The organism is Streptomyces sp. URMC 126, from assembly GCF_051386555.1.
Taxonomy (GTDB): Bacteria; Actinomycetota; Actinomycetes; order Streptomycetales; family Streptomycetaceae; genus Streptomyces.
Genome location: NZ_JBPQTX010000021.1, coordinates 21,580 through 41,960 on the forward strand (window position 1 = coordinate 21,580; position 20,381 = coordinate 41,960).

9 protein-coding genes and 1 pseudogene are annotated in these 20,381 nt (G+C 73.9%); 8 read left to right on the forward strand and 2 right to left on the reverse strand.

Going from position 1 to position 20,381, the window contains the following annotated elements; all coding sequences use genetic code 11:
* Positions 1-2: 2 nt before the first annotated feature.
* From ACSNOK_RS04655 to ACSNOK_RS04680, 6 genes are all read left to right on the forward strand, one after another.
* Positions 3-3,734 carry an amino acid adenylation domain-containing protein gene (locus tag ACSNOK_RS04655; protein ID WP_436779267.1) on the forward strand — a complete coding sequence of 1,244 codons (3,732 nt, stop codon included), beginning with the start codon at positions 3-5 and terminating at the stop codon, positions 3,732-3,734.
* Positions 3,731-6,340, forward strand: coding sequence for a condensation domain-containing protein (locus ACSNOK_RS04660; protein WP_436779268.1), 2,610 nt, complete (start codon positions 3,731-3,733; stop codon positions 6,338-6,340). Before ACSNOK_RS04655 ends, ACSNOK_RS04660 begins: the two co-directional genes overlap by 4 nt.
* A gap of 658 nt (positions 6,341-6,998) precedes the next feature.
* Entirely contained in the window at positions 6,999-7,232 is a 234-nt protein-coding gene (locus tag ACSNOK_RS04665) for a DUF5988 family protein (protein WP_436779275.1), read from the forward strand.
* 14 nt (positions 7,233-7,246) lie between these two features.
* Positions 7,247-12,667 carry an SDR family NAD(P)-dependent oxidoreductase gene (locus ACSNOK_RS04670; RefSeq protein WP_436779269.1) on the forward strand — a complete coding sequence of 1,807 codons (5,421 nt, stop codon included), beginning with the start codon at positions 7,247-7,249 and terminating at the stop codon, positions 12,665-12,667.
* Between the two features lie 70 nt (positions 12,668-12,737).
* On the forward strand, positions 12,738-14,090 hold the full coding sequence (locus ACSNOK_RS04675; protein ID WP_436779270.1) for an FAD-dependent oxidoreductase: 1,353 nt from the start codon (positions 12,738-12,740) through the stop codon (positions 14,088-14,090).
* 61 nt (positions 14,091-14,151) lie between these two features.
* Positions 14,152-15,120 (forward strand): spirocyclase AveC family protein, encoded by a 969-nt coding sequence (locus ACSNOK_RS04680; RefSeq protein WP_436779271.1) that lies wholly within the window; start codon positions 14,152-14,154, stop codon positions 15,118-15,120.
* Positions 15,121-15,209: 89 nt separating this feature from the next.
* Here ACSNOK_RS04680 and ACSNOK_RS04685 read toward each other — a convergent pair whose 3' ends face one another.
* The gene (locus ACSNOK_RS04685; RefSeq protein WP_436779272.1) at positions 15,210-15,917 is read right to left on the reverse strand and encodes an SDR family NAD(P)-dependent oxidoreductase; all 708 of its coding nucleotides are present in this window, start codon (positions 15,915-15,917) and stop codon (positions 15,210-15,212) included.
* A 285-nt stretch (positions 15,918-16,202) separates the two neighbouring features.
* Between ACSNOK_RS04685 and ACSNOK_RS04690 the strand changes: the two genes are divergently transcribed.
* A complete protein-coding gene (locus tag ACSNOK_RS04690; RefSeq protein ID WP_436779273.1) occupies positions 16,203-17,609 on the forward strand; it encodes a family 2B encapsulin nanocompartment shell protein in 1,407 nt (468 codons plus the stop codon).
* 244 nt (positions 17,610-17,853) lie between these two features.
* Positions 17,854-19,983: pseudogene (locus tag ACSNOK_RS04695) on the forward strand (terpene synthase family protein); the annotation flags it as partial.
* 54 nt (positions 19,984-20,037) lie between these two features.
* Here ACSNOK_RS04695 and ACSNOK_RS04700 read toward each other — a convergent pair.
* The gene (locus ACSNOK_RS04700) at positions 20,038-20,274 is read right to left on the reverse strand and encodes a hypothetical protein (RefSeq protein WP_436779276.1); all 237 of its coding nucleotides are present in this window, start codon (positions 20,272-20,274) and stop codon (positions 20,038-20,040) included.
* Between the last annotated feature and the right edge of the window lie 107 nt (positions 20,275-20,381).

The window sequence follows — 20,381 nt, forward strand, 5'->3', positions numbered from 1 at the left end:
CCATGACCACTGCATCTGTCGCATACGGCGCCGAGCGCGCCGAGCGCGGGCCGGACGACGTCCTGGCCCGCTTCGCGGACCGCGTCCTGCGGGACCCGTCCGCCCCCGCCGTCGAGGACGGCGACCTGACCTGGAGCTACGCCGAACTGGACGCCCTGGCCGACCGGACCGCCGACGCGCTGCGCGACCGGGTGCGGCCGGGCGACCTGGTCGGGGTGTGCCTGGACCGCTCCGCCGCCCTGGTCGCGACGGCCGTCGCGCTGGCCCGGCTGGGCGCCGTCTACCTGCCGCTGGGGCCGCGCCCCGGCGAGCGGCGGCTGGCGGTGGTCGCGGACGTGCTCCGGGTGACCTGCCTGGTCGGCACGGCCGACGCGCTGCCGGCGGCGGCCCGGGAGGGCGGCACGCTCGCGCTGCCGCTGCCCGCGGCCGGCGCCAACGTCTCCGGCGAGCCCGTCGCGGCGTTCCCCGCCGCCCCCGCCGGCACCCGGCGCGGCGCCCCGGAGGGCACCTTGTACGCGGTGCTCACCTCGGGCACCACGGGCGTGCCGAAGGCGGTCGCGGTGGGCTCCGCCGCGCTGGCCGCGCGGCTCGACTGGTACACCGGGCGCACCGGCTGCGGGCCGGGCGACCGGCACGGCCTGCTGGTCGGCGTGGCCTTCGACCCGCATCTGATGGAGCTGTGGGCGGGCCTGACGTCCGGGGCCACGCTGAGCGTCGCGCCGGACGACGTCCGCTGGGACCCGCGGGCGCTCACCGACTGGTGGCGCCGGGCCGGGGTGACGGTGGCGATCCTGCCGACCCCGCTGGCGGAGCTCGTCCTGGAGCGGCCCTGGCCGCGTGACCTGCCGCTGCGTCACCTGAGCACCGGGGGCGACCGGCTGCGCCGCGTCCCCGGCCCGGACGTCACCGCGCGCGTGGACAACAACTACGGCCCGGCCGAGGCGACCGTCCTGGTGACGGCGCACGCCCTGAACGGCGCCGACGCGTCCGCCCCGCCGCCCATCGGCACGCCGCTGCCGGGCGTCGTCGCGTGTGTGACCGACGCCGACGGGCGGCCGGTGCCGTACGGCGAGCCGGGCGAACTGCGCGTCGGCGGCGACGGTCTGGCGATCGGCTACCTGGACCCGGAGCTGACCGCGCGGCGCTTCGTGCCGCCGCCGGCCGGGGTGACGGGCACCGACCGGGTGTACCGCACCGGGGACCGGGTGCGGATGCGGGAAGACGGGGTGCTGGAGTTCCTGGGCCGGCTGGACGCCCAGCTGAAGGTGCGCGGGGTGCGTGTCGAACCGGCCGAGGTGGAGGCGGCGTTCGAGCGGGACCCGCGCGTGCTGCGGGCGGTCGTCGCGGCGGACACCGCCGCCGGGGGCGGCGTCCGGCTCGTCGCGTTCGTCCGGCCCGCCCCCGGTACGGCGGCGCCCGCCGCGGACGACCTGCTGGCGGCGGTGCGCGGCTGGCTGCCGGAGCAGGCGGTGCCGGCGGCGGTCCGGTTCGTGGACGCCTTCCCGGTGGACGCCAACGGCAAGGTGGACCGCGAGGCGCTGCTCGCCGGGCGGCGGGACGGGGAGCCGGCCGCCGCGGCCCCCGCCGAGGCCGCGCTGTCGGCCACCGAGGAGCTGGTCGTCGGCCTGTGCCGGGAGCTGCTGGGCCGGCCGGACCTCGGCCCGGACGCCAACTTCCTGGGCTCGGGCGGGGATTCCCTCGCGGCGGCCCGGCTGCTGACCGCCCTGGAGGAGCACTGCGGCGTCCGGCTGCGGGCGCCGCAGGTGCTGCGCCAGCCGGACCTGCGGGCGCTGGCCGCGCTGCTGGACGCCCGGCGGGGCCCGGCGGCGGAGCCCCTCCGGCCGGCGGCGCCGGCCGAGCCCGCCGCTCCCGCGGAGGGTTCGGCCCGCCCCGGCGGCGTCCTCGGCCGGGTGCTGGCGCACGCCGGCGCCACGCCGTCCGCGCTCGCCGTCCGGGACGGCGACGACACCCTCACCTACGCCGAACTGACCGACGCCGCCCGGCGGCTGGCCGGTGTGCTGCGCGCCCGGGGCGTCGGCCGGGGCGACGCGGTCGGCGTGCTGCTGCCGCACTCGACCGGCGTCGTGGTGACCCAGCTCGCCGTCTGGTGGGCCGGCGGCCATTACGTCCCGCTCGACGCGGCGTACCCGCGGACCCGTATCGCGGCCATGCTGGCGGACGCCGGAGTGGTCCTCACGGTGGGCCGCAAGGACCTGCTGGAGGCGGCCGGGGTGCCGGCCGGGCGGATGCTGGCCGTCTCGGCGGGCGGTGCGGCGGACGAGCCCGCGCCCGGCACGGAGCGGGAGCTTCCGGAGCCCGCCGGGTACGACGCGGACGCCGTCGCGTACACCATGTTCACCTCCGGCTCGACCGGCCGGCCCAAGGCCGTGGCGATTCCGCACCGGGCCGTGGCGGAGCTGGTGACGGAGCCGGAGTTCCTCACGGTCACCCCGCGCGACCGGGTCCTCTTCCACTCCCCGCTGGCCTTCGACGCCTCGCCGTTCGAGCTGTGGACGGCGCTGGCCAACGGCGCCGCCGCCGTGGTGTCCACCGCGGACCGGGAGTCGCTGGAGAGCCTGGCACGGGACGTGGAGCGGCTGGGCGCCACGGTGGCGCTGTTCACCACGGCCCTCTTCCACCACCTCGCGGCCCGCGGCTCGGCGGTCTTCGGCGTCCTCCGGAGCGTGATCGTCGGCGGGGAGGCGCTGTCCGGCCGGCTCGCCCAGGCCGTGCTGCGCCGCCACCCCTGGCTGGAGCTGGTCAACGGCTACGGCCCCACCGAAGCGACCAGCTTCGCCACCGCCCACCGGGTGCTCCCGGCCGACGGCGAGGGGCCGCCGCCCATCGGCCGGCCGGTCGCCGGGGCGACGGCGGACGTCCGGGACGAGCACGGCGCGCCGGTGCCTCCGGGCGTCCGGGGCGAGCTGTGGATCGGCGGCTCCCGGCTGGCCCTGGGCTACCTGGGGCAGCCGGAGCGCACCGCCGAGGCGTTCATCGAGGAAACCGCCGGCCCCGCGCGCGGCCGGTTCTACCGGACCGGCGACCTGGTCTCGGCCCGCCCCGACGGCACGCTGGAGTTCCACGGCCGGCTGGACGACCAAGTGAAGGTGCGCGGCTACCGGATCGAGCCGGGCGAGATCGAGCACGCGCTGCGCTCGCACGCCGGGGTCGCGGACGCCGCGGTGACCGTGCTGCGGCCGGACGCCTCGGAAGCGTCCGACGGCGCCGGCACGGTGGACGCGCGCCTGGCCGCCTTCGTCGTCCCCGCCGACGGGTCGCGCCCCTCCCCCGCCGCGCTCCGCGAGCACCTGGCCGGGCTGCTGCCCGCGCACATGGTCCCCTCGGCCTGGTCGCTGGTGGACCGGCTGCCGGTGACGGCCAACGGGAAGGTCGACCGGGCCGCGCTCGCCGGCCTGCCCCTGGCCGGGTCCGCGGGGACGGGTGACCGGCTGGCCCGCGCGCTGACGCCTCTCCAGGAGGCGGTGGCGGCGGCCTGGGGCCGTGCTCTGGACCGCGAGGTCACCGACCCGGACGCCGACTTCCTGGCGCTGGGCGGCCACTCGCTGCTCGCCCTGGGCATCGTGGACGACCTCCGCGAGGACTTGGGGGTGGAGCTGTCGCTCGCCGCGTTCTTCGCCTCTCCCACGGTGGCGGGCCAGGCCGAGCTGGTGGAACGCGAACTGGCCGCGGCCTTCGGCCCGGACGCCGAAGAGGGCGCGGAGGTGCAGCGGTGACCACCGCCCAGGATGTCGCGCGGCAGCGGGAACTGCTCCTCAGGGCCCGCCGCCGCGCCGCCGGCACCCGCCCGTCCCCCGGCTCCGTACCGGAGGACACCGGGCCGGCCCCTCTCTCGCACGCCCAGCACCGCATGTGGCTGATGGAACGGCTGGGGCACACGGGCGCGTTGTACAACGTGCCGTTCGCCACCCGGGTCCGCGGCCCCTTCGACCGGGAGGCGTTCGCCAAGGCGCTGGCCTGGCTGGTGGAACGGCACGAGGTGCTGCGCACCCGCTACCGGCGGGACGACGGCGAGCCGTACCAGGAGGTGCTGCCGCCCGCGCCGGTGCCGCTGCCGGTGGTGGAGGCCGCCGCCGACGCGGCCGGTCCCCTGCTGCGCGCGGAGGCGGAACGCCCCTTCGACCTCGCCGAGGGCCCGGTCCTGCGGGCGCTGCTGCTCCGGCACGCGCCGGAGGACCACACCGTCCTGCTGACGATGCATCACATCGCCGTGGACGGCGGGGGGTTGGAGATCATCGCGCGTGAGCTCGGCGAGCGGTACCGGGCGGTCGTGGAGGGCCGCCCGGACGGCCCCGAGGAGGCGGCGCCGCGCTACACGGACTTCGCCCGGCGCGAGCGGTCGGCGCCGCCGGACGAGGAGGGGATCGCCTACTGGACCCGGCGGCTCGCGGGGGCCCGCCCGCCCGCGCTGCCCGGTCCCGCCGGCGGCGCTCCGGGCGCCCGGGGCGAGGGACGCGTCCTCACGTCCCTGCTCCCGACGGGCACCGTCGAGCGGCTGCGGGAGGCCGGACGGGCCCACCGCGCCACTCTGTTCACGGTCGTGCTCGCGGCGGCCTTCGGCGCCCTGCTGGAGACGACGGGACGGGACGACCTGGTCGTCGGCTGCGCGAGCGGCCACCGCGACCGGGCCGCCGACCGCGACCTCGTCGGCCTGTGCGTCAACACCCTCCCCGTCCGGCCCGACCTCGCCGGTACGCAGGACTTCGCCGGCCTGCTGGACCGGGTGCGGGACGAACTGCTGCGGGCCCAGCGCCACCGGCACGTGCCGTTCGACACGATCGTGCGGCGGCTGGACCCGTCCGCCCGCGACGCGGACGGCGGGGCACTGGTCGGCGTCACGGCGGACGTCGTGTCCGGCCCCCTGGGGCTGCGGCTGGCCGGGGCGGACTGCGCCCCGGTCGACGTCCCGCTGGGCACGGCCAAGTTCGGCCTCGGCTTCTTCCTGGAAGAGGCCACGGACGAGCGGCCCGCCCGGTGCGCGGTGCAGTACGACACCGGGCGGCTGGACGGCGGGGCCGCGCGCCGGCTCCTCGACGGCTTCACGGGGTTGCTCACCGGCGTGGCCGCGTCAGGGAACGCCCCCCTCCGCCGCGAGGCGGCCCTCCCGGACGCGCCGGCCGGGACACCGGAACCGACGCCCGCGTCCGCACCCGCTCCCCTCCCCGGGCCGACGCCCGAGGTGGAGGCGGTCTTCACGGACCTGCTCGGCGAACGTCCGGGCCCCGACGGGGACTTCTTCCTCCTCGGCGGCCACTCGCTGCTCGCGGTGCGGGTCGCCGAACGGCTGCGGGAGCGCTTCCGCGCGCCGCTCACCGGCCTCGACGTGCTGGAGCACCGGACGCCCCGGGCGCTGGCAGCGCTGCTGGAGGAGCGGACGGCCCGGCGCGCGGCGGCCCGCCCGGCCGCCGGGCGGCGGACGGCCGCCCGGGAGGGAACGGTCCTGGTCACCGGCGGCACGGGCGGCGTGGGCGCGTTCGTCCTCCGGGAACTCGCCGCGCGCGGGCGCCCGGTACGGGTGCTCGTCCGGCCCGAGTCGGCCCACCTCGTGCCCGAGGGGCCGGACGTCGAGATCGCCGAGGGCGACCTCACCGACACCGACAGCCTCCGGGCCGCCGTCCGCGGCGTGGACGCGGTCATCCACTCCGCCTGCACCTTCACCTCCCCCGAGGTGGACGTGGCGGCGATGCGCGCCCTGCTGGCGGACCGGCGGCCGGGGCCGTTCGTCTTCGTCAGCAGCGTCGACGCCTACGGCTCGCCCTCGGTGGCCGACGTCGCCGAGGGCGCGCCCTCGGAGGAGCCGCTGAGCGCGTACGGGCGGGGCAAACTCGACTGCGAGCGCCTGCTGCTGAAGGCCGCCGGCCCCCACGGCGGGGCGAGCGTGGTCCGCGCGCCCATCGTCTGGGGCGACCACCCGCGCCTGCGCGACCAGTTGCGCTGGGGCGCGACCGGCGACCTCTACCAGGCGGCCCGGGCGGGCGACCCGGTCGTCCTGCCGGCCGCCGGGGCCGTGCCCGCGTCGGGCGACGCCTGGGCGGGCGCGCCCTGGGTGCACGCGGCCGCGCTGGCCCGGGTGCTGACCCACTGCGTGGAGCGGCCCGTCGACGGCGTGGTCAACGCGATCGGCGGCCATGTGTCCTGGGCCGAGTTCGCGGACGAGCTCGTCCGCCTCCTCGGCACGGGCGCTCCCGTCGTCGCCTCGGAGTCCTCGGCCCCCGGGCTGCGCCACCGGCACCGCTACCGCGCGGAGGCGCTGGCCGAACTGCTGGTGGAGCGACGGGGAGAGGGATGGCGCGAGGTGCTCGCCGCCATGCTGCGGGCCTGACACCCGGGACCCCGGACGCGAGCCCGGCGCGGCAGCCCGAAGGCGGACGCCGCCTCGGCTGCCGCGCCGGGCATTCTCCTCCGACGCGGGCGAACCGCCGCCCGCGCGTGCGGGGTGCCGGAGCGGAGGCACTCAAGTCCCCCATGAGGGTGGGGGATACGGCGGATCGGCGCGTTCCGTGGTGTCTCGCACGAGCGAGTGCGGCGGCTGCCTGCCGAGCGGCAGGCCGGGGGCGGCTCTCCGGTCAGCTGACGACGGTCTCCCGCGTGCGGCGGAGAGGCGAAGCTCACCGGCGGCGGGGATCGGACGAGAGCCGGAAGCGGTAGCGGCCGAACACGCGGATGCGGCCGTGCCGATGCGGCCGGGGGCCGGCGATTGAGCCGGCCCTGGTCGGCCGTCGGGGCGGCGCCGACGACAAAACCTGGGCCGGCCGGCCTTACGGCTTCTCGGCGCGCGGCCTTTCGCACCGGCGCGCGGGGAATCGCGGTGAAGCACTGGTGCGCAACCGTCATATCCCGGGGACTGGAGTGCTGCGCGTGCCCCCTGCCGCGCGACTTGACAGTCGGTCCAATGTGGTTCCAACTGCCAGAAAGAGAGGAAAACCCGGCCATGTCGCCGAGGGCGACCGCGGTCCGGCACTGAGGTGGGAGGCGTGGAGATGACCGGTGAGCCGACCAAGGACTCGGAGCGGCTGGTCGTGCTGGTGGGCGGCCCGCCGGGGATGGACCGCGTGCATCGGATATCCGACCGGACCACCGGCGATGCCACGCGGATCGTCGTGGCCTACTACGGGCGGCATCAGCACTTCGAGCCCACCGGTGGGACGGAGCTGGTGGAAGGCCGCCGGGTGCCGGTGTTCCGGTTCGTCTCCAGCACGGCGATCGCCGAGTAGGCGGGGGTGGCGAGATGTCGGCATCGAGTGCGGAACCCGTCGCGATCATCGGAATGGGCTGCCGCCTGCCCGGTGGTGTCTGCTCTCCGACGGGGTTGTGGGACCTGATTCTCTCCGGCCGCGACACCGCCGTACCGATCCCGTCGGACCGGTGGGACGCGGCCGGCATCGCGCTCTACCAGGCACCGGAGTTGGTCGACCGGAGCAGGCGGGCGTGCTTCGTGGAGGGCGACGTGCGGGCGTGGGAACCGGAGGCGTTCTCGGTCGCGCCGACGGAAGCCGCGGCGGTCGATCCGCAGGTCCGCATCCTGCTGGAGGTGGCGTGGGAGGCGGTGGCACACGCCGGTATCCCGCACGACCGGATCCGCGGTACCCGCACGGGTGTGTACGTGGGCGCGTACACGACGGACAACCTCATCCGGGAGACGAGGTCGCCGGAGAACACGCTGGGTCTGACGTACTTGGCCGGGAACCTCATCGCGACCCTGGCCGGGCGCGTCGCGTTCGGCCTGGACCTGCGGGGCCCCGCCCTCGCCGTCGGCACGCACTGCTCGTCGGGCATGGTCGCGCTGGACCTGGCCTGTTCGCAACTGACCCTCGGCGACTGCGACCTGGCGTTGGCGGGCGCGTCGATGCTGATGATCGTGCCGCAGACGCACCTGGCGGAGTCCCGCCTCCTGCTGTCACCCCACGGGCAGAGCCGCCCGTTCGACTCCGGCGCGGACGGGTACGTCCGCGGTGAGGGCGCGGGCGTGCTGCTGCTGAAGCGGCTCGCCGACGCGCGCCGGGACGGTGACCACGTGCTGGCGGTCATCCGCGGGTCCGCGGTGAACAACGACGGGCAGTCCGGGCGGTTCACCGCTCCGTCGGCGCGGTCGCAGGAGGCGTTGTTCCGCTCCGTGGTGGATCTCGCCGGGATCGACCCCGCGTACGTGGGCCTGGTGGAAGCGCACGGGCCGGGAACGGTGGTCGGTGATCCCGTCGAGTTCCGGTCGCTGGACGCCGTCTACGGACACGGGGTCGGTGGATGCGCGCTGGGATCGGTCAAGAGCAACATCGGGCATACCGAACCCGTCTCCGGCATCGCGGGCATGATCAAGGCGGTACAGGCACTGCGCCACGGCCGGATCCCCCCGAACCGCAACTTCCGGGAGTGGAACCCCCAGATCGAGCGGCGGGAAGGATCACGGCTGTTCGTGCCGACCGAATTGACCCCCTGGCCTGTTCCGGAGGGGACGAGACTCGCGGCGGTGTCCTCGTACGGCATCGTCGGCACCAACGGGCACGTCATCCTCGAACAGGCCCCCACCGACCGTCCGGTGGCACGTTCGGTGGCGCGGACGCCCGTCCCCGACCGGGCCGGCGGGAAGCCGGCGGCGGTCGTGTATCCGCTGTCGTCGTTGTCGCGGACCGTGGTGCGCGCCAACGCGACCATGCTGGCCGACTGGCTGGAAACCGGTCCGACGCTTCTCGCCCCGGACGGCAGCACGCCGCCGGTGTCGGCGGGGGACCTCGCGCACACGCTCTCCACGCGCCGCCGGCACGGCCCTTGCCGGGCCGGCCTCATCGCCACCGACCTCGGCCAACTGGCGCGGGCCGCACGGAGCCTCGGGGCGAACGTGGACGACAGCCGGGTGGTCACCGGCGACGTGGTCCTTCCCGATGACCACCCCGGCCCGGTGTTCGTCTACACAGGGCACGGATCGCAATGGCCCGGGATGTGCCAGGACCTGCTCGACGACAATCCCGAATTCACCGGCGTCATCGACGCGTTGGAACCGCTCATCCGCGCGGAGAGCGGGTTCTCGGTCCGGAGGATGATCACGCACCCGGAGGAGATGACGGGCATGGCCCGGGTGCAGCCCACGCTGTTCGCGATCCAGCTGGCCCTGACGCGGATGTGGCGGTCGTGGGGAGTCCGTCCCAGCGGCGTGATCGGGCATTCGATGGGCGAGGTCGCCGCCGCGGTGGTCGCCGGAGCGTTGTCCCTCGGCGACGGGACCGCCGTGATCTGCCGCCGCTCGAAGCTGCTGTCCACCCTGCCCGGTGGCGCGATGGCGTCGGTCCGGCTCGCGGCCGAGAAGGTCGCCGAGGACCTCACGGCAGCGCGCGCCGACCGGGTGTCGGTGGCCGTGATCGCCTCCCCGGAGTCGACCGTCGTGTCCGGCGACGCCGCCCAGATCGACGAACTGGTCGCGCGGTGGACCGCACAGGGGCGGATCGCCGCCCTGGTGCGGGTGGAAGTCGCGTCGCACTGCTCGCATGTCGATCCTCTGCTCGACGAGCTGCGCACCGTTCTGGCGGACCTTTCCCCGCGACCGCCCCGGGTACGGTTCTTCTCCACCGTCGCCCCGGAACCGGGGCTCCTGGGCGCGGACTATTGGGTGGACAACATCCGCGAGCCGGTCCGGTTCGCCGGCGCCTGCCGCGCGGCGTTCGAGGCGGGACACCGCCTGGTGGTCGAGTGCTCGCCCCATCCGATCGGGGTACGGCCGGTCGCCGATACCGCCGCCCACAGCGGGGTGGGTGACGCGGTGACGCTCGGCACCCTCTACCGGGACGCCCCCGGGGAACACGCGTTCCTCACCAGCCTGCTCACCGCGTACTGCGCGGGCGCGACGGTCGACTGGGCCGGCCGCTACGGGACCGGCGAACTCGTCGAACTGCCGCCGACCGCGTGGAACCGCAAGCGCTGGGATTCCGGCGAGCCACAGCACGAGCTCGTGTACCCCACCTTGGTGGGCGCCGCTCAGCACGCGCTGCTCGGCGGCCACGTCCAGGACCCGCACGCTCCGGACCGCGCCCTCTGGCAGACCCCACTCGGCCCGGAGCGGGTGCCGTGGCTGGCCGACCACCAGGTGGCCGGTGTGCCGGTCATGCCCGGCGCCGGGATCGCGGAAATGATGCTCGCCGCCGCGGTGTCGCTCTTCGGCACTCCGCGGGTCGCCCTGTCCCGGCTCGCCCTGTCGGCGCCGCTGGTGCTCGACCCGGAACCACTCGTGACCACCACGCTCATCCGCGAGGCCGGCACCGGTGGCCGGGCGGAGGTGCTCTCGACGTCCGGCCAAGGCCCCTTGATCCACGCCTCCGGCACCGTGCGGCGACTCACCCGTGCCCCCGAGCCCCCGCCGGACGGCCCGGCCGCGGACAGCGCCGAATGGGAGGACCGCCGCCCCGAGGAGGTCTACCGGTGCTTCCGTGAACGACACCGCGTCCTCCACGGAGAGTCCTTCCAGGGGCTCGACCACGTCCTGCTGCACCGGGACGGACACCGCGCGATCGCGACGGTCCACATCCCGGAACCGGCACGCATGGCGGCGGGGAGGTTCGTGCTCCATCCCGTCCTGCTGGACAGCGTCATCCACGCGATCGCGGCGGTCTGGCTGTTCCGGCACACCACCGAAGCGGGCCCGGTGATGGTCTCCGGTATCGGCGAGATCCGGGTCCACGCCCCCACCGGCCATACCCGGAAGGCTCACATCGAAGTCACCCGGGTGAATGTGGGGGAATGCGTGGCCTCCGCGGTCCTCACCACGGCGGACGGGACGGTCACCGCCGAGATCGACGACCTTCGCATCGTGAACGTCACCACCCCGGCCGAGCGGTTCGAACAGCGCCTGCTGCACCAGACCTGGGTTCCCGCCCCGCTACCGGTTCCCGGGCCCGGCGACCACGCCGGGACGGCAAGGGATGTCGTATCGCCCGGCCGATGGCTGCTGATCGCGGACCGGCGCCATCCCTGGGCGACCGGGACTGCCGAAACCCTGACCCGGTACCCGGGTGTCGACGCCTGTCTCGTGGTGAGCTCCGGCGACCCGGACACGTTCCGGACCGACGTCGCCGCGGCCCTGCGGAAACCGGGCCCGGACGGACGGAACACCTGGGCCGGGGTGGCGCTGCTGGTCGACGGACGACCGGCCGGCGAGGCGGACGAGCCCGCCGTGACCGCGCGCTCCCACGTGACCCGGCTGGCCGTCCTGCTCCCGCTGGCCGCCGGACTGCCGGAGCCTCCCCGTGTCCGGGTCGTGGCCTCCGGCCCGGACACCGGATCGCTCACCGCGGGCGGCCTGTGCGGCATGCTGCGGACCGCCGCCTACGAGTACCCACACCTCACCCCCGGCCTGATCCACACCGGCGACACCACCGACCCGGTCGCAGTGGCACACGATCTGCTGGCCACCCCGCGTGTGCCCACCGAGATCGCCTGGCGCGACGGCGTACGGTACGTGGCTCGCCTGCGCACCGGCCCGCCGCCCGAGACACCGGCCGTCGTCACCGCCGGCGAGGCGGGCGAGGGCGAGCCGGGCGAGGACGATCCGCCGGCCGTGCGCCGGAACGGCACCTACCTGGTGACCGGAGGGCTGGGCGCGCTGGGTATGGCGGCGGCCCGATGGCTCTGCGAGCAGGGTGCCGGGCACGTCGTGCTCTGCGGACGGACCGGCCCCACGCGGGAGGTCGAGCGCCGTCTGGACGAGCTGCGCGCCGACGGCACGGTCGTCACCGTGGTCCTGGGTGACCTGGCCGACCCGGTGACCGCTCGCCGTGCCGTGACCGCCGGCCCGCGACTGCGGGGCATCATCCACACCGCCGCGGTGGTGGAGGACGCCACGCTGGCCACGCTCACCCCCGAGCTGATCGCCCGAGTCTGGCGCGGCAAGGCCGAAGGAGCGTGGGCCTTGCACCTCGCCACCCAAGGCCTCGGCCTCGACTTGGACTTCTGGGTGAACTACTCCTCCGCCGCCGCGTTGCTGGGCTCACCCGGGCAGGCGGCGTACGCCGCCGCGAACGCGTGGCTCGACACGTTCACCGCCTGGCGCCGTCGGCACGGCCTCGCCGCCACGAGCGTCCAGTGGGGCGCGTGGGGCGAGATCGGCCGGGGACGGCATATGGACGAGCGCGGCTTGTCACTCATCAGCCCCGCCGACGGTATCGACGCCCTGCGACGGTTGATCCACCTCAACCCCGTGCACTGCGGCTACACACCGGTCGACCTCGACCGATGGCTGCGCCCGTACCCCGACGCGGCGCGCAGCGCCCTGTTCGCCGAACTGCGGACCACGCTCTCCGATCAAGACGGCAGTGAGGTGCTCGACGCGGTGCTGGCCGCGACGACCCTCCAACAGCGCCGTCACATCATCGAACAGCACATCATCGCGTGCGTACGCGAGATCATGCACATCACCGACCGGCCCCTCACCCCGACCACCAGCCTGCTGCTGGTCGGTCTTGACTCGATGGGAGCCGTCCAATTGCAGAACCTGCTCAACCGCACGCTGCGGATCGTGATCGGGCCGGAGGTGATGTGGATCCGGCCGAACGCCGCCGCCATCGCGGCGTCGGTCCTGGACCGGATGGGGTTCGCCGCCGCTGCCGACTCCCCCGCCCGCGGCGCCACCCAGCGGCCGACCGACGCGAGGCAAGGAGCGACCACGTGACCGTCGCCGTTCCCACCTCGCCGTCATCGGCGATCAGCGCTCGCCTTGGTCGGCACCGGCCGTGGGCACCGTGAGCCGCGACACCGCCGGCCGGGCGGTCGTGATCGGCGCGGGAATCGCCGGCCTCCAAGCCGCCCGGGTTCTGCGCGACCGGTTCGAACAGGTGACGATCGTCGAACGCGACACGCTGCCTTCCGAGCCCATCCCGCGTCCGGGCGTTCCGCAAGGCCGTCAGGCCAATGCCCTGCTGGCCAGAGGCCGCGCCGTCATCGAGGAACTGTGCCCCGGCTTCACCACGCGTCTCGCCGCCGCGGGCGCCCGGACGCTGGACATGTGCCGCGACATACGCATGCGGTTGGATACCGGGCTCGCACCGGTGACGCAACCGGGGCCCCTGTTCCAGCCGTCCAGCCGACCACTACTGGAAACCACACTGCGGTCGTTGGTGACAGAGGCCGCGAACGTGGACGTGGTCGACGGACAGACCGTCACCGGGCTTCTCACCGACAGCACCGACAGCACCGACAGCACACCGTCGCGCGTCACCGGTGTCCGGCTCCGCTCCGGGGACCGGCTCACCGCGGATCTCGTGGTCGACGCGTCCGGCCGCACCAGCCACCTGCGGGACTGGCTGACCCAGCAGGGCATGCCCCGCGTACGGGAGACCACCGTCTCCGCGGGCACCTCCTGCACCACCGCCTTCTACCAGGCCCCCGAGGCTCCGGCCGGGTGGACGGGGTTCGTCGCGGCGCAGCGGGCCCCGCACCGGCCGGTGGGCGCTTACATCCTGCCCATCGAACACCATCGGGTCGTCGTGAGCCTGTACAGCGCCGAAGGACACGATCCGCCCACCGACGACGGTTTCCTGCGGGCCGCGCGCGGTCTGCACGAAGTGTGCGCCGACATTCTCGACCCCCTGCGCCCGCTGACCCGCCCCGTCCGGTACGGCCACTGCGCCAACCGGCTGATCCACTACGACCGGGCCACATGGTGGCCGGACGGCCTGATCGCGCTCGGCGACGCGGTGTGCACGCTCAACCCTGTCTACGCACAAGGAATCACCACCGCCGCACTGCAGGCCCGCGTCCTGCGGAACATCCTGGCCGGTGCCCCGGACAGGCACTGGACGCGCCGATTCCAGCGCCTCGCTCGCCGCGAACTCGCCTGGCCATGGCTCCTGGCCACCGCCGCGGACCGGGAATGGATCAGTCAGGCCCATCCGGGGAGCGATCGACGCCGCGGTCTGCCCGACCGCCTCGCCGACTGGTACATCGCACGCTGGCGCGAGCACGTCCCGACGAGCCCGTACCTCTACCGCGAGTTCGCCAGGATGATGAACCTGCTGGACGGCCCGGCATCGCTGGCGCGTCCCGGTCTCGTGATCCGCGTTCTGCGTCGTCCGCCACTCGTGCCCACGGACTGACAGTGCCGCACCGCCTTGCAGCAGCCGTCCGGAAGCGACCCGTACACCCCGAGGGGGCGCCATGACGAGTCGAGAATCCAGCGCCGCACCGGCCCCGGCGTCGTCCCCCGCGCGCGGCAGGTGGAGGTGCCCCTCGGTCCGCTGGGCCTGCCTGGGGCTCGCGTGCGTCCTGTTGCAGACCTGGGTACTCGCCCGATGGGCGCTCGACGGCAACCTCCACGCCTATCCGGCCACCGGCTACACCATCCCGGGCACTCTGCGCGTCCGCACCCACGTCATCCAAGCCGTCACGGTCTTGCTGATCGCCGGACTGGCGATACGGTGCCGGCGCGAATCGCGGAAGCAGCACGCCGTCAGCCTGACCACCGCGCTGTTCATCGGATGCTGCCTGTGCTGGTGGACCAACCCTTACGCCAGCACGTTCCATTACGCCGCCGCACCCAACCGATACGACCTCAACGTCCCGTCCTGGGGGCCCTACCTTCCCGGCTGGCACGGCGAGACGCCCGTCCTCGAATCGTTCGTCCTGACAGCGGCCTACATGCCCCTCGTTCTCTGGCCCCTCGTAGGTCTCGCCTGCTGCCGGTTCCTACGCCGCCACCGACCGCACTGGAGCGTGGCCCGGGTCATTGCCACAAGCGTGCTTCCGCTGATCGTGTTCGACACGATCGTGGTGCAAGTCTTCGTGCTCTTCGGCGGTTTCGGCTATCCACGAGCCGTGCCCGGGGTGACGCTGTTCGAGGGCGAGTGGTATCAGCAGACGGTCACGAACGTCTTCTCGATCTGCGTCCTCTGCGCGACCCCTATGTTCGCGATGGCCTTCAGCGCCGAGGTCCACGGCAGGACCGTGCACATCTTCCGCGGCGACGCTCTCCTGCCCCGGCGCGTACGGCCCTGGATTCGGATCCTCGCGGGTATCGGCCTCGTCAACCTGTGCATCCTCGCCTTCCAGGCGGGCGAACTGATCGCCTCACTCTTCGGATACCCCAACCCGGCAACACCGAGCTGGTACCAACGCCCCCCACTCTGAACTCCGAACACGGCGACCCGCTTCCGCTGCTATGTCGGCAAAATGACGGGCATGCTCCGGCGCGTGAGCGAGGGCCGAGGAGGCCCCGCCTACCAGGCCAGCGGTTCGCCGTGGCGGAAGAAGCCGCCGGTGGGGCCGGAGTCGGGCAGGGTGGCGGCCCAGACGACACTGGCGGCGCCCCGCTCGACGGGGCCGCCTCCGGGGCCGCCCATGTCGGTGGCGATCCAGCCGGGGCAGACGGCGTTGACCAGGATTCCCTCGGCGCGCAGCTCGTCGGCGAGCTTGCGGGTGAGGGCGTTGAGGGCCGCCTTCGAGACCCCGTAGGCGGGGGTTCCGCCGGCCATGTGCTCCAGGGAACCGGATTCGCTGGAGACGTTGACCAGCCGGGGGTGGGCCGAACGGCGCAGGAGCGGCAGGAACGCCTGTGCGGTCCGCCAGGCCCCGAAGAGGTTGGTCTCCAGGGTGCGGCGTACCTCGTCGAGGTCAACCGAGGCGGCGTACCGGGCGGTGTCGTAGTCGACGGCGGCGTTGTTGACGAGGACGTCGAGTCGCCCGAACTCCTCCTCCACGTCGCGGACGAGAGCACGGACGCCGTCGGCCTCGGTCACGTCCAGCCGGCGGGGCGACAACGTGCCGGGCACACCGGCGGCCAGGTCGGCGGCGGCCTGTTCGGCGTCCTCCGGGCGGCGGGCGCACAGCAGGACGGTGTGGCCGAGCGCGGCGAGCTGACGCGCGGTCTCCCGGCCGATCCCCCGGTTGGCACCCGTGACCAGCGAAACCGGCGCGGTGGTGGTCATGTGTTCTCTCCTCGGCACGAACGATCGTTCCAGGGTGGCACGTTATGCGGTGACCCCTCGCTTACGGATCATGCGCGAGTCGTACGCGCGCCGCGCCTTTGGACGTAGTCTCACGGCCCCGGCCCGCCTCCCCGACCGGCCACGCACCGTAACCTCGAACGCCCCTCTCGAAACCCTCACCGTAATCTCACTCACTTGTGTGAGGATACGACCACGCTCCGCGTTGGAAGTCTTCCCTTGGCACACCCATGCCGCTATCGCCATGCAACCCGGGAAGGCACGCACATGTCCGTAGGCGAAGAAGTCCGCACCGAACAAGACCGTCCGCAGCAGAGCCTCGGAACGGCCGCGGCGCGGAATCTGGCCACGACCACCAAGTCCGAGCCGCAGATGCAGGAGATCACCTCCCGCTGGCTCCTGAAGATGCTGCCGTGGACCCAGGTACAGGGCGGTACTTACCGGGTGAACCGCCGGCTCACCTACACGGTCGGCGACGGCCGGGTCACGTTCGTCAAGACGGGAGACCGCGTCGAGGTCATCCCGGCCGAACTCGGCGAACTGGCGGTGCTGCACGGGTACGAGGACACGGACGTGCTCACCGAACTCGCCCGCCGCTGTGAGCAGCGCGAGTACGGGCCGGGCGACATCCTGGCGCGGAAGGGCGACGCCGTCGACGGCGTGCTGCTGCTGGCGCACGGCCGCGTGGAGAAGGTCGGCCAGGGGCCGTACGGGGACGACGCGGTGCTCGGCGTGCTCGCCGACGGCGACCACTTCGGCGGCGACTGCCTGCTCGTCGCCGACGGCACCTGGGAGTACACGGCCCGCGCCGCGACGGCCTGTACGGTCCTGGTGCTGCCGAAGCTCGCCTTCGACCAGGCCGTGGAGCGCTCCGAGTCGCTCCGCGGCCACGTGGAGCGGATGCGCTCGCTGCCGGCCCAGCGGACCAACAAGTACGGCGAGAAGGAGATCGAGCTCCGCGCCGGCCACCGCGGCGAGGCCGACATCCCGGCGACGTTCGTCGACTACGAGGAGCACCCGCGGGAGTACGAGCTGAGCGTGGCGCAGACCGTCCTGCGCATCCACACGCGCGTCGCCGACCTCTACAACCAGCCGATGAACCAGATGGAGCAGCAGCTCCGGCTGACCGTCGAGGCGCTCAAGGAGCGCCAGGAGCACGAGCTGATCAACAACCGGGAGTTCGGGCTCCTCAACAACTGCGAGTACGACCAGCGGCTCCAGCCGCACGACGGCGTCCCCAGCCCCGACGACCTGGACGAACTGCTCAGCCGCCGCCGGGGTTCCAAGCTGTTCCTGGCCCACCCCCGGGCCATCTCGGCGATCGGGCGCGAGTTCAACAAGCGCGGCCTGGTGCCGGAGACGATCGACATGGGCGGGCACCGCATCCCGACCTGGCGCGGGGTGCCGATCTTCCCGTGCAACAAGATCCCGGTGACCGAGGCGCGGACCACGTCGATCATCTGCATGCGTACCGGCGAGGCCGAACAGGGCGTCATCGGGCTGCGGCAGGCGGGCATCCCGGACGAGATCGAGCCGAGCCTGTCGGTGCGGTTCATGGGCATCAACGAGCAGGCGGTCATGTCGTACCTGGTGACGGCGTACTACTCGGCGGCCGTGCTGGTGCCGGACGCGCTCGGGGTGCTGGAGAACGTCGAGATCGGCCGGTGGCGCTGACCGTACCGCCCCCGAACCACGGCGGGGACCCGGGGCCCGGGGAGCGGACGCTCCCGGGGCCCCCTCCCCGTCCTCCCGGGCACCGCCCGGTGACGTGCCGGTGCCGCGCCGGACCTCCGGCGACCGTCCGGGGCGCCGGTCCGGCCCGCGCCCCGGCCGAGGAAGCGCCGACGGCCGCCCGGCCCGCCGGCAACAGGAACGCGCCGGCCGCCGCCACGGCGCGGACCGGACGAGGAGTCTCGCAGTGACCCAGCCCTTCACCCTGCCCGCCTTCTACATGAACCACCCCGCCCGGCTCAATCCCCACCTGGAGGAGGCACGCGCCCACGCACGGGAGTGGGCCCGTGGGATGGGCATGCTGGAGGGGTCGGGCGTGTGGGACCAGGCGGACCTCGACGCGCACGACTACGCCCTGCTGTGCGCCTACACCCACCCCGACTGCGACGGCCCGGCGCTGTCGCTGGTCACCGACTGGTACGTGTGGGTGTTCTTCTTCGACGACCACTTCCTGGAGCTGTTCAAGCGGACGCAGGACCGCGAGGGCGGCCGCGCCTACCTGGACCGGCTCCCGGCGTTCATGCCCATGGACCCCGGCGCCGCCGTGCCGGAACCGACGCATCCGGTGGAGACGGGCCTGGCGGACCTGTGGGCGCGCACGGTCCCGCACATGTCCGCCGGCTGGCGGGCCCGGTTCGCGGAGAGCACCCGCAACCTGCTCAACGAGTCGCTCTGGGAGCTGTCCAACATCAACGAGGGGCGGATCGCCAACCCGGTCGAGTACATCGAGATGCGCCGCAAGGTGGGCGGCGCGCCCTGGTCGGCGGGGCTGGTGGAGTACGCGGCCGGGGCCGAGGTGCCGGCGTCCGTGGCCGGTACGCGTCCGATGCGCGTCCTGTCGGACACCTTCGCCGACGCCGTGCACCTGCGCAACGACATCTTCTCCTACCAGCGTGAGATCGAGGACGAGGGCGAACTCTCCAACGGCATCCTGGTGCTGGAGACGTTCCTCGGCTGCGGGACCCAGGAGGCCGCCGAGTCCGTCAACGACCTGCTGACCTCGCGCATGCAGCAGTTCGAGCACACGGTCGCCACCGAACTCCCGTCCCTGTTCGTGGAGTACGGTCTGTCGCCGGACGAGTGCCGGGACGTCCTCGCCTACGCCAAGGGCCTCCAGGACTGGCAGTCCGGCGGCCACGAGTGGCACATGCGGTCCAGTCGCTACATGAACAAGGAGGCGCCCAAGGAGGCGGCGCTGCTCCCCGGCCCCACCGGGCCCGGCACGTCCGGCCTCGACCTGAGGCACCTGTTCGCGGCGACCGGCTCCCAGCGCCTCCGCGCCCACACGCACGTCCCCCACCAGCACGTCGGCCCGTCCGAACTCCCGGACTTCGACGTGCCGTTCACCCTGCGGCTCAGCCCGCACCTGGACCGCGCCCGGCCGCGCGCCGTCGAGTGGGCCCGGGAGATGGGCATGCTCGCCCCGCAGCCCGGGGTCCCGGCATCGTACGTCTGGGACGAGCGCAAGCTGTACGGCTACGACTTCCCGCTGTGCGCCGCCGGACTCCACCCGGACGCCACCCCCGAGGAACTCGACCTGGCCTCGCAGTGGCTGACGTGGGGCACCTACGGCGACGACTACTACCCCGTGGTCTACGGCCGGCCCCGCGACCTGGTCGGCGCCCGGCTGACCCATGCCCGGTTGCTCACCCTGATGCCGCTGGACCTGACGGGCGCGCCCGCGCCGCTGACCGCCCTGGAACGCGGCCTCGCCGACCTGTGGGAGCGCACCGCCCGGCCGATGGACGCGGCGGGGCGGTCCCAACTGCGGGACGCCATCGAGGTGATGTGCGAGAGCTGGCTGTGGGAGCTGCGGAACCAGGCCGAGCACCGCGTCCCGGAACCCGTCGACTACATCGAAATGCGCCGCGCCACCTTCGGCTCGGACCTGACCATCGCGCTCTGCCGGGTCGGCCACGGGCGCGCGGTGCCGGACGAGGTGTACCGCAGCGGCACGGTCCGCTCCCTGGAGAACGCGGCGATCGACTACGCGACGCTGCTCAACGACGTGTTCTCGTACCAGAAGGAGATCGAGTACGAGGGCGAGGTGCACAACGCCGTCCTGGTGGTGCAGACGTTCTTCGGCTGCGACCGGCACGCGGCGCTCGGCATCGTCGACGATCTGATGCGCGGCCGGATGAACCAGTTCCGGCATGTGGCCACGCACGAACTGCCGGTGCTGTACGAGGACGCCGGGCTGGGGCCGGAGGCGCGGGCGGCGTTGGAGGGGTATGTGAAGGAGCTGGAGAACTGGCTGGCGGGGATCCTCAACTGGCACCGGGGGTGCCGGCGGTACCGCCAGGAGGACCTGGAGCGGAATTTCCGGTTCCTTCCGGTGGCGGAGCCGTCCGCGTTCCTGCCCGCCGGCGGTTCACACCCGGTCCACGAGCCCCACCTTGCCGGCCTCGCGTGCGCAGTGGGCGCCGCAGTACCACTGCCCGCCGGCCTCCACGCCGTGCCCGATGACCCGGACCCTGCAGTGTTCGCAGATCGGGGCCATGCGGTGGATGGCGCAGGAGAAGGAGTCGAAGACGTGCCGGGCGCCGTCCTGGGTCTCGACGAAGAACGCCATGTCGTAGTCGTTGCCGCAAACTTCGCATCGTGCCATGCGCCGCATGCTCCGGAGTGCGGCGGACGCTGGCAAGCGCCCGCCGGGCGCGTCGAACGGGCTGTACCCGCCCGGCGGATCGGACGCCGCCCCGATCCCCCCGGTCG

Bases quoted from the DNA above. Each gene is read 5' to 3' on its own strand.
- ACSNOK_RS04685 (WP_436779272.1), bottom strand. From the start codon at position 15,917: ATGACCACCACCGCGCCGGTTTCGCTGGTCACGGGTGCCAACCGGGGG.
- ACSNOK_RS04655 (WP_436779267.1), top strand. From the start codon at position 3: ATGACCACTGCATCTGTCGCATACGGCGCCGAGCGCGCCGAGCGCGGG.
- ACSNOK_RS04665 (WP_436779275.1), top strand. From the start codon at position 6,999: ATGACCGGTGAGCCGACCAAGGACTCGGAGCGGCTGGTCGTGCTGGTG.
- ACSNOK_RS04700 (WP_436779276.1), bottom strand. From the start codon at position 20,274: ATGGCACGATGCGAAGTTTGCGGCAACGACTACGACATGGCGTTCTTC.
- ACSNOK_RS04680 (WP_436779271.1), top strand. From the start codon at position 14,152: ATGACGAGTCGAGAATCCAGCGCCGCACCGGCCCCGGCGTCGTCCCCC.
- ACSNOK_RS04670 (WP_436779269.1), top strand. From the start codon at position 7,247: ATGTCGGCATCGAGTGCGGAACCCGTCGCGATCATCGGAATGGGCTGC.
- ACSNOK_RS04690 (WP_436779273.1), top strand. From the start codon at position 16,203: ATGTCCGTAGGCGAAGAAGTCCGCACCGAACAAGACCGTCCGCAGCAG.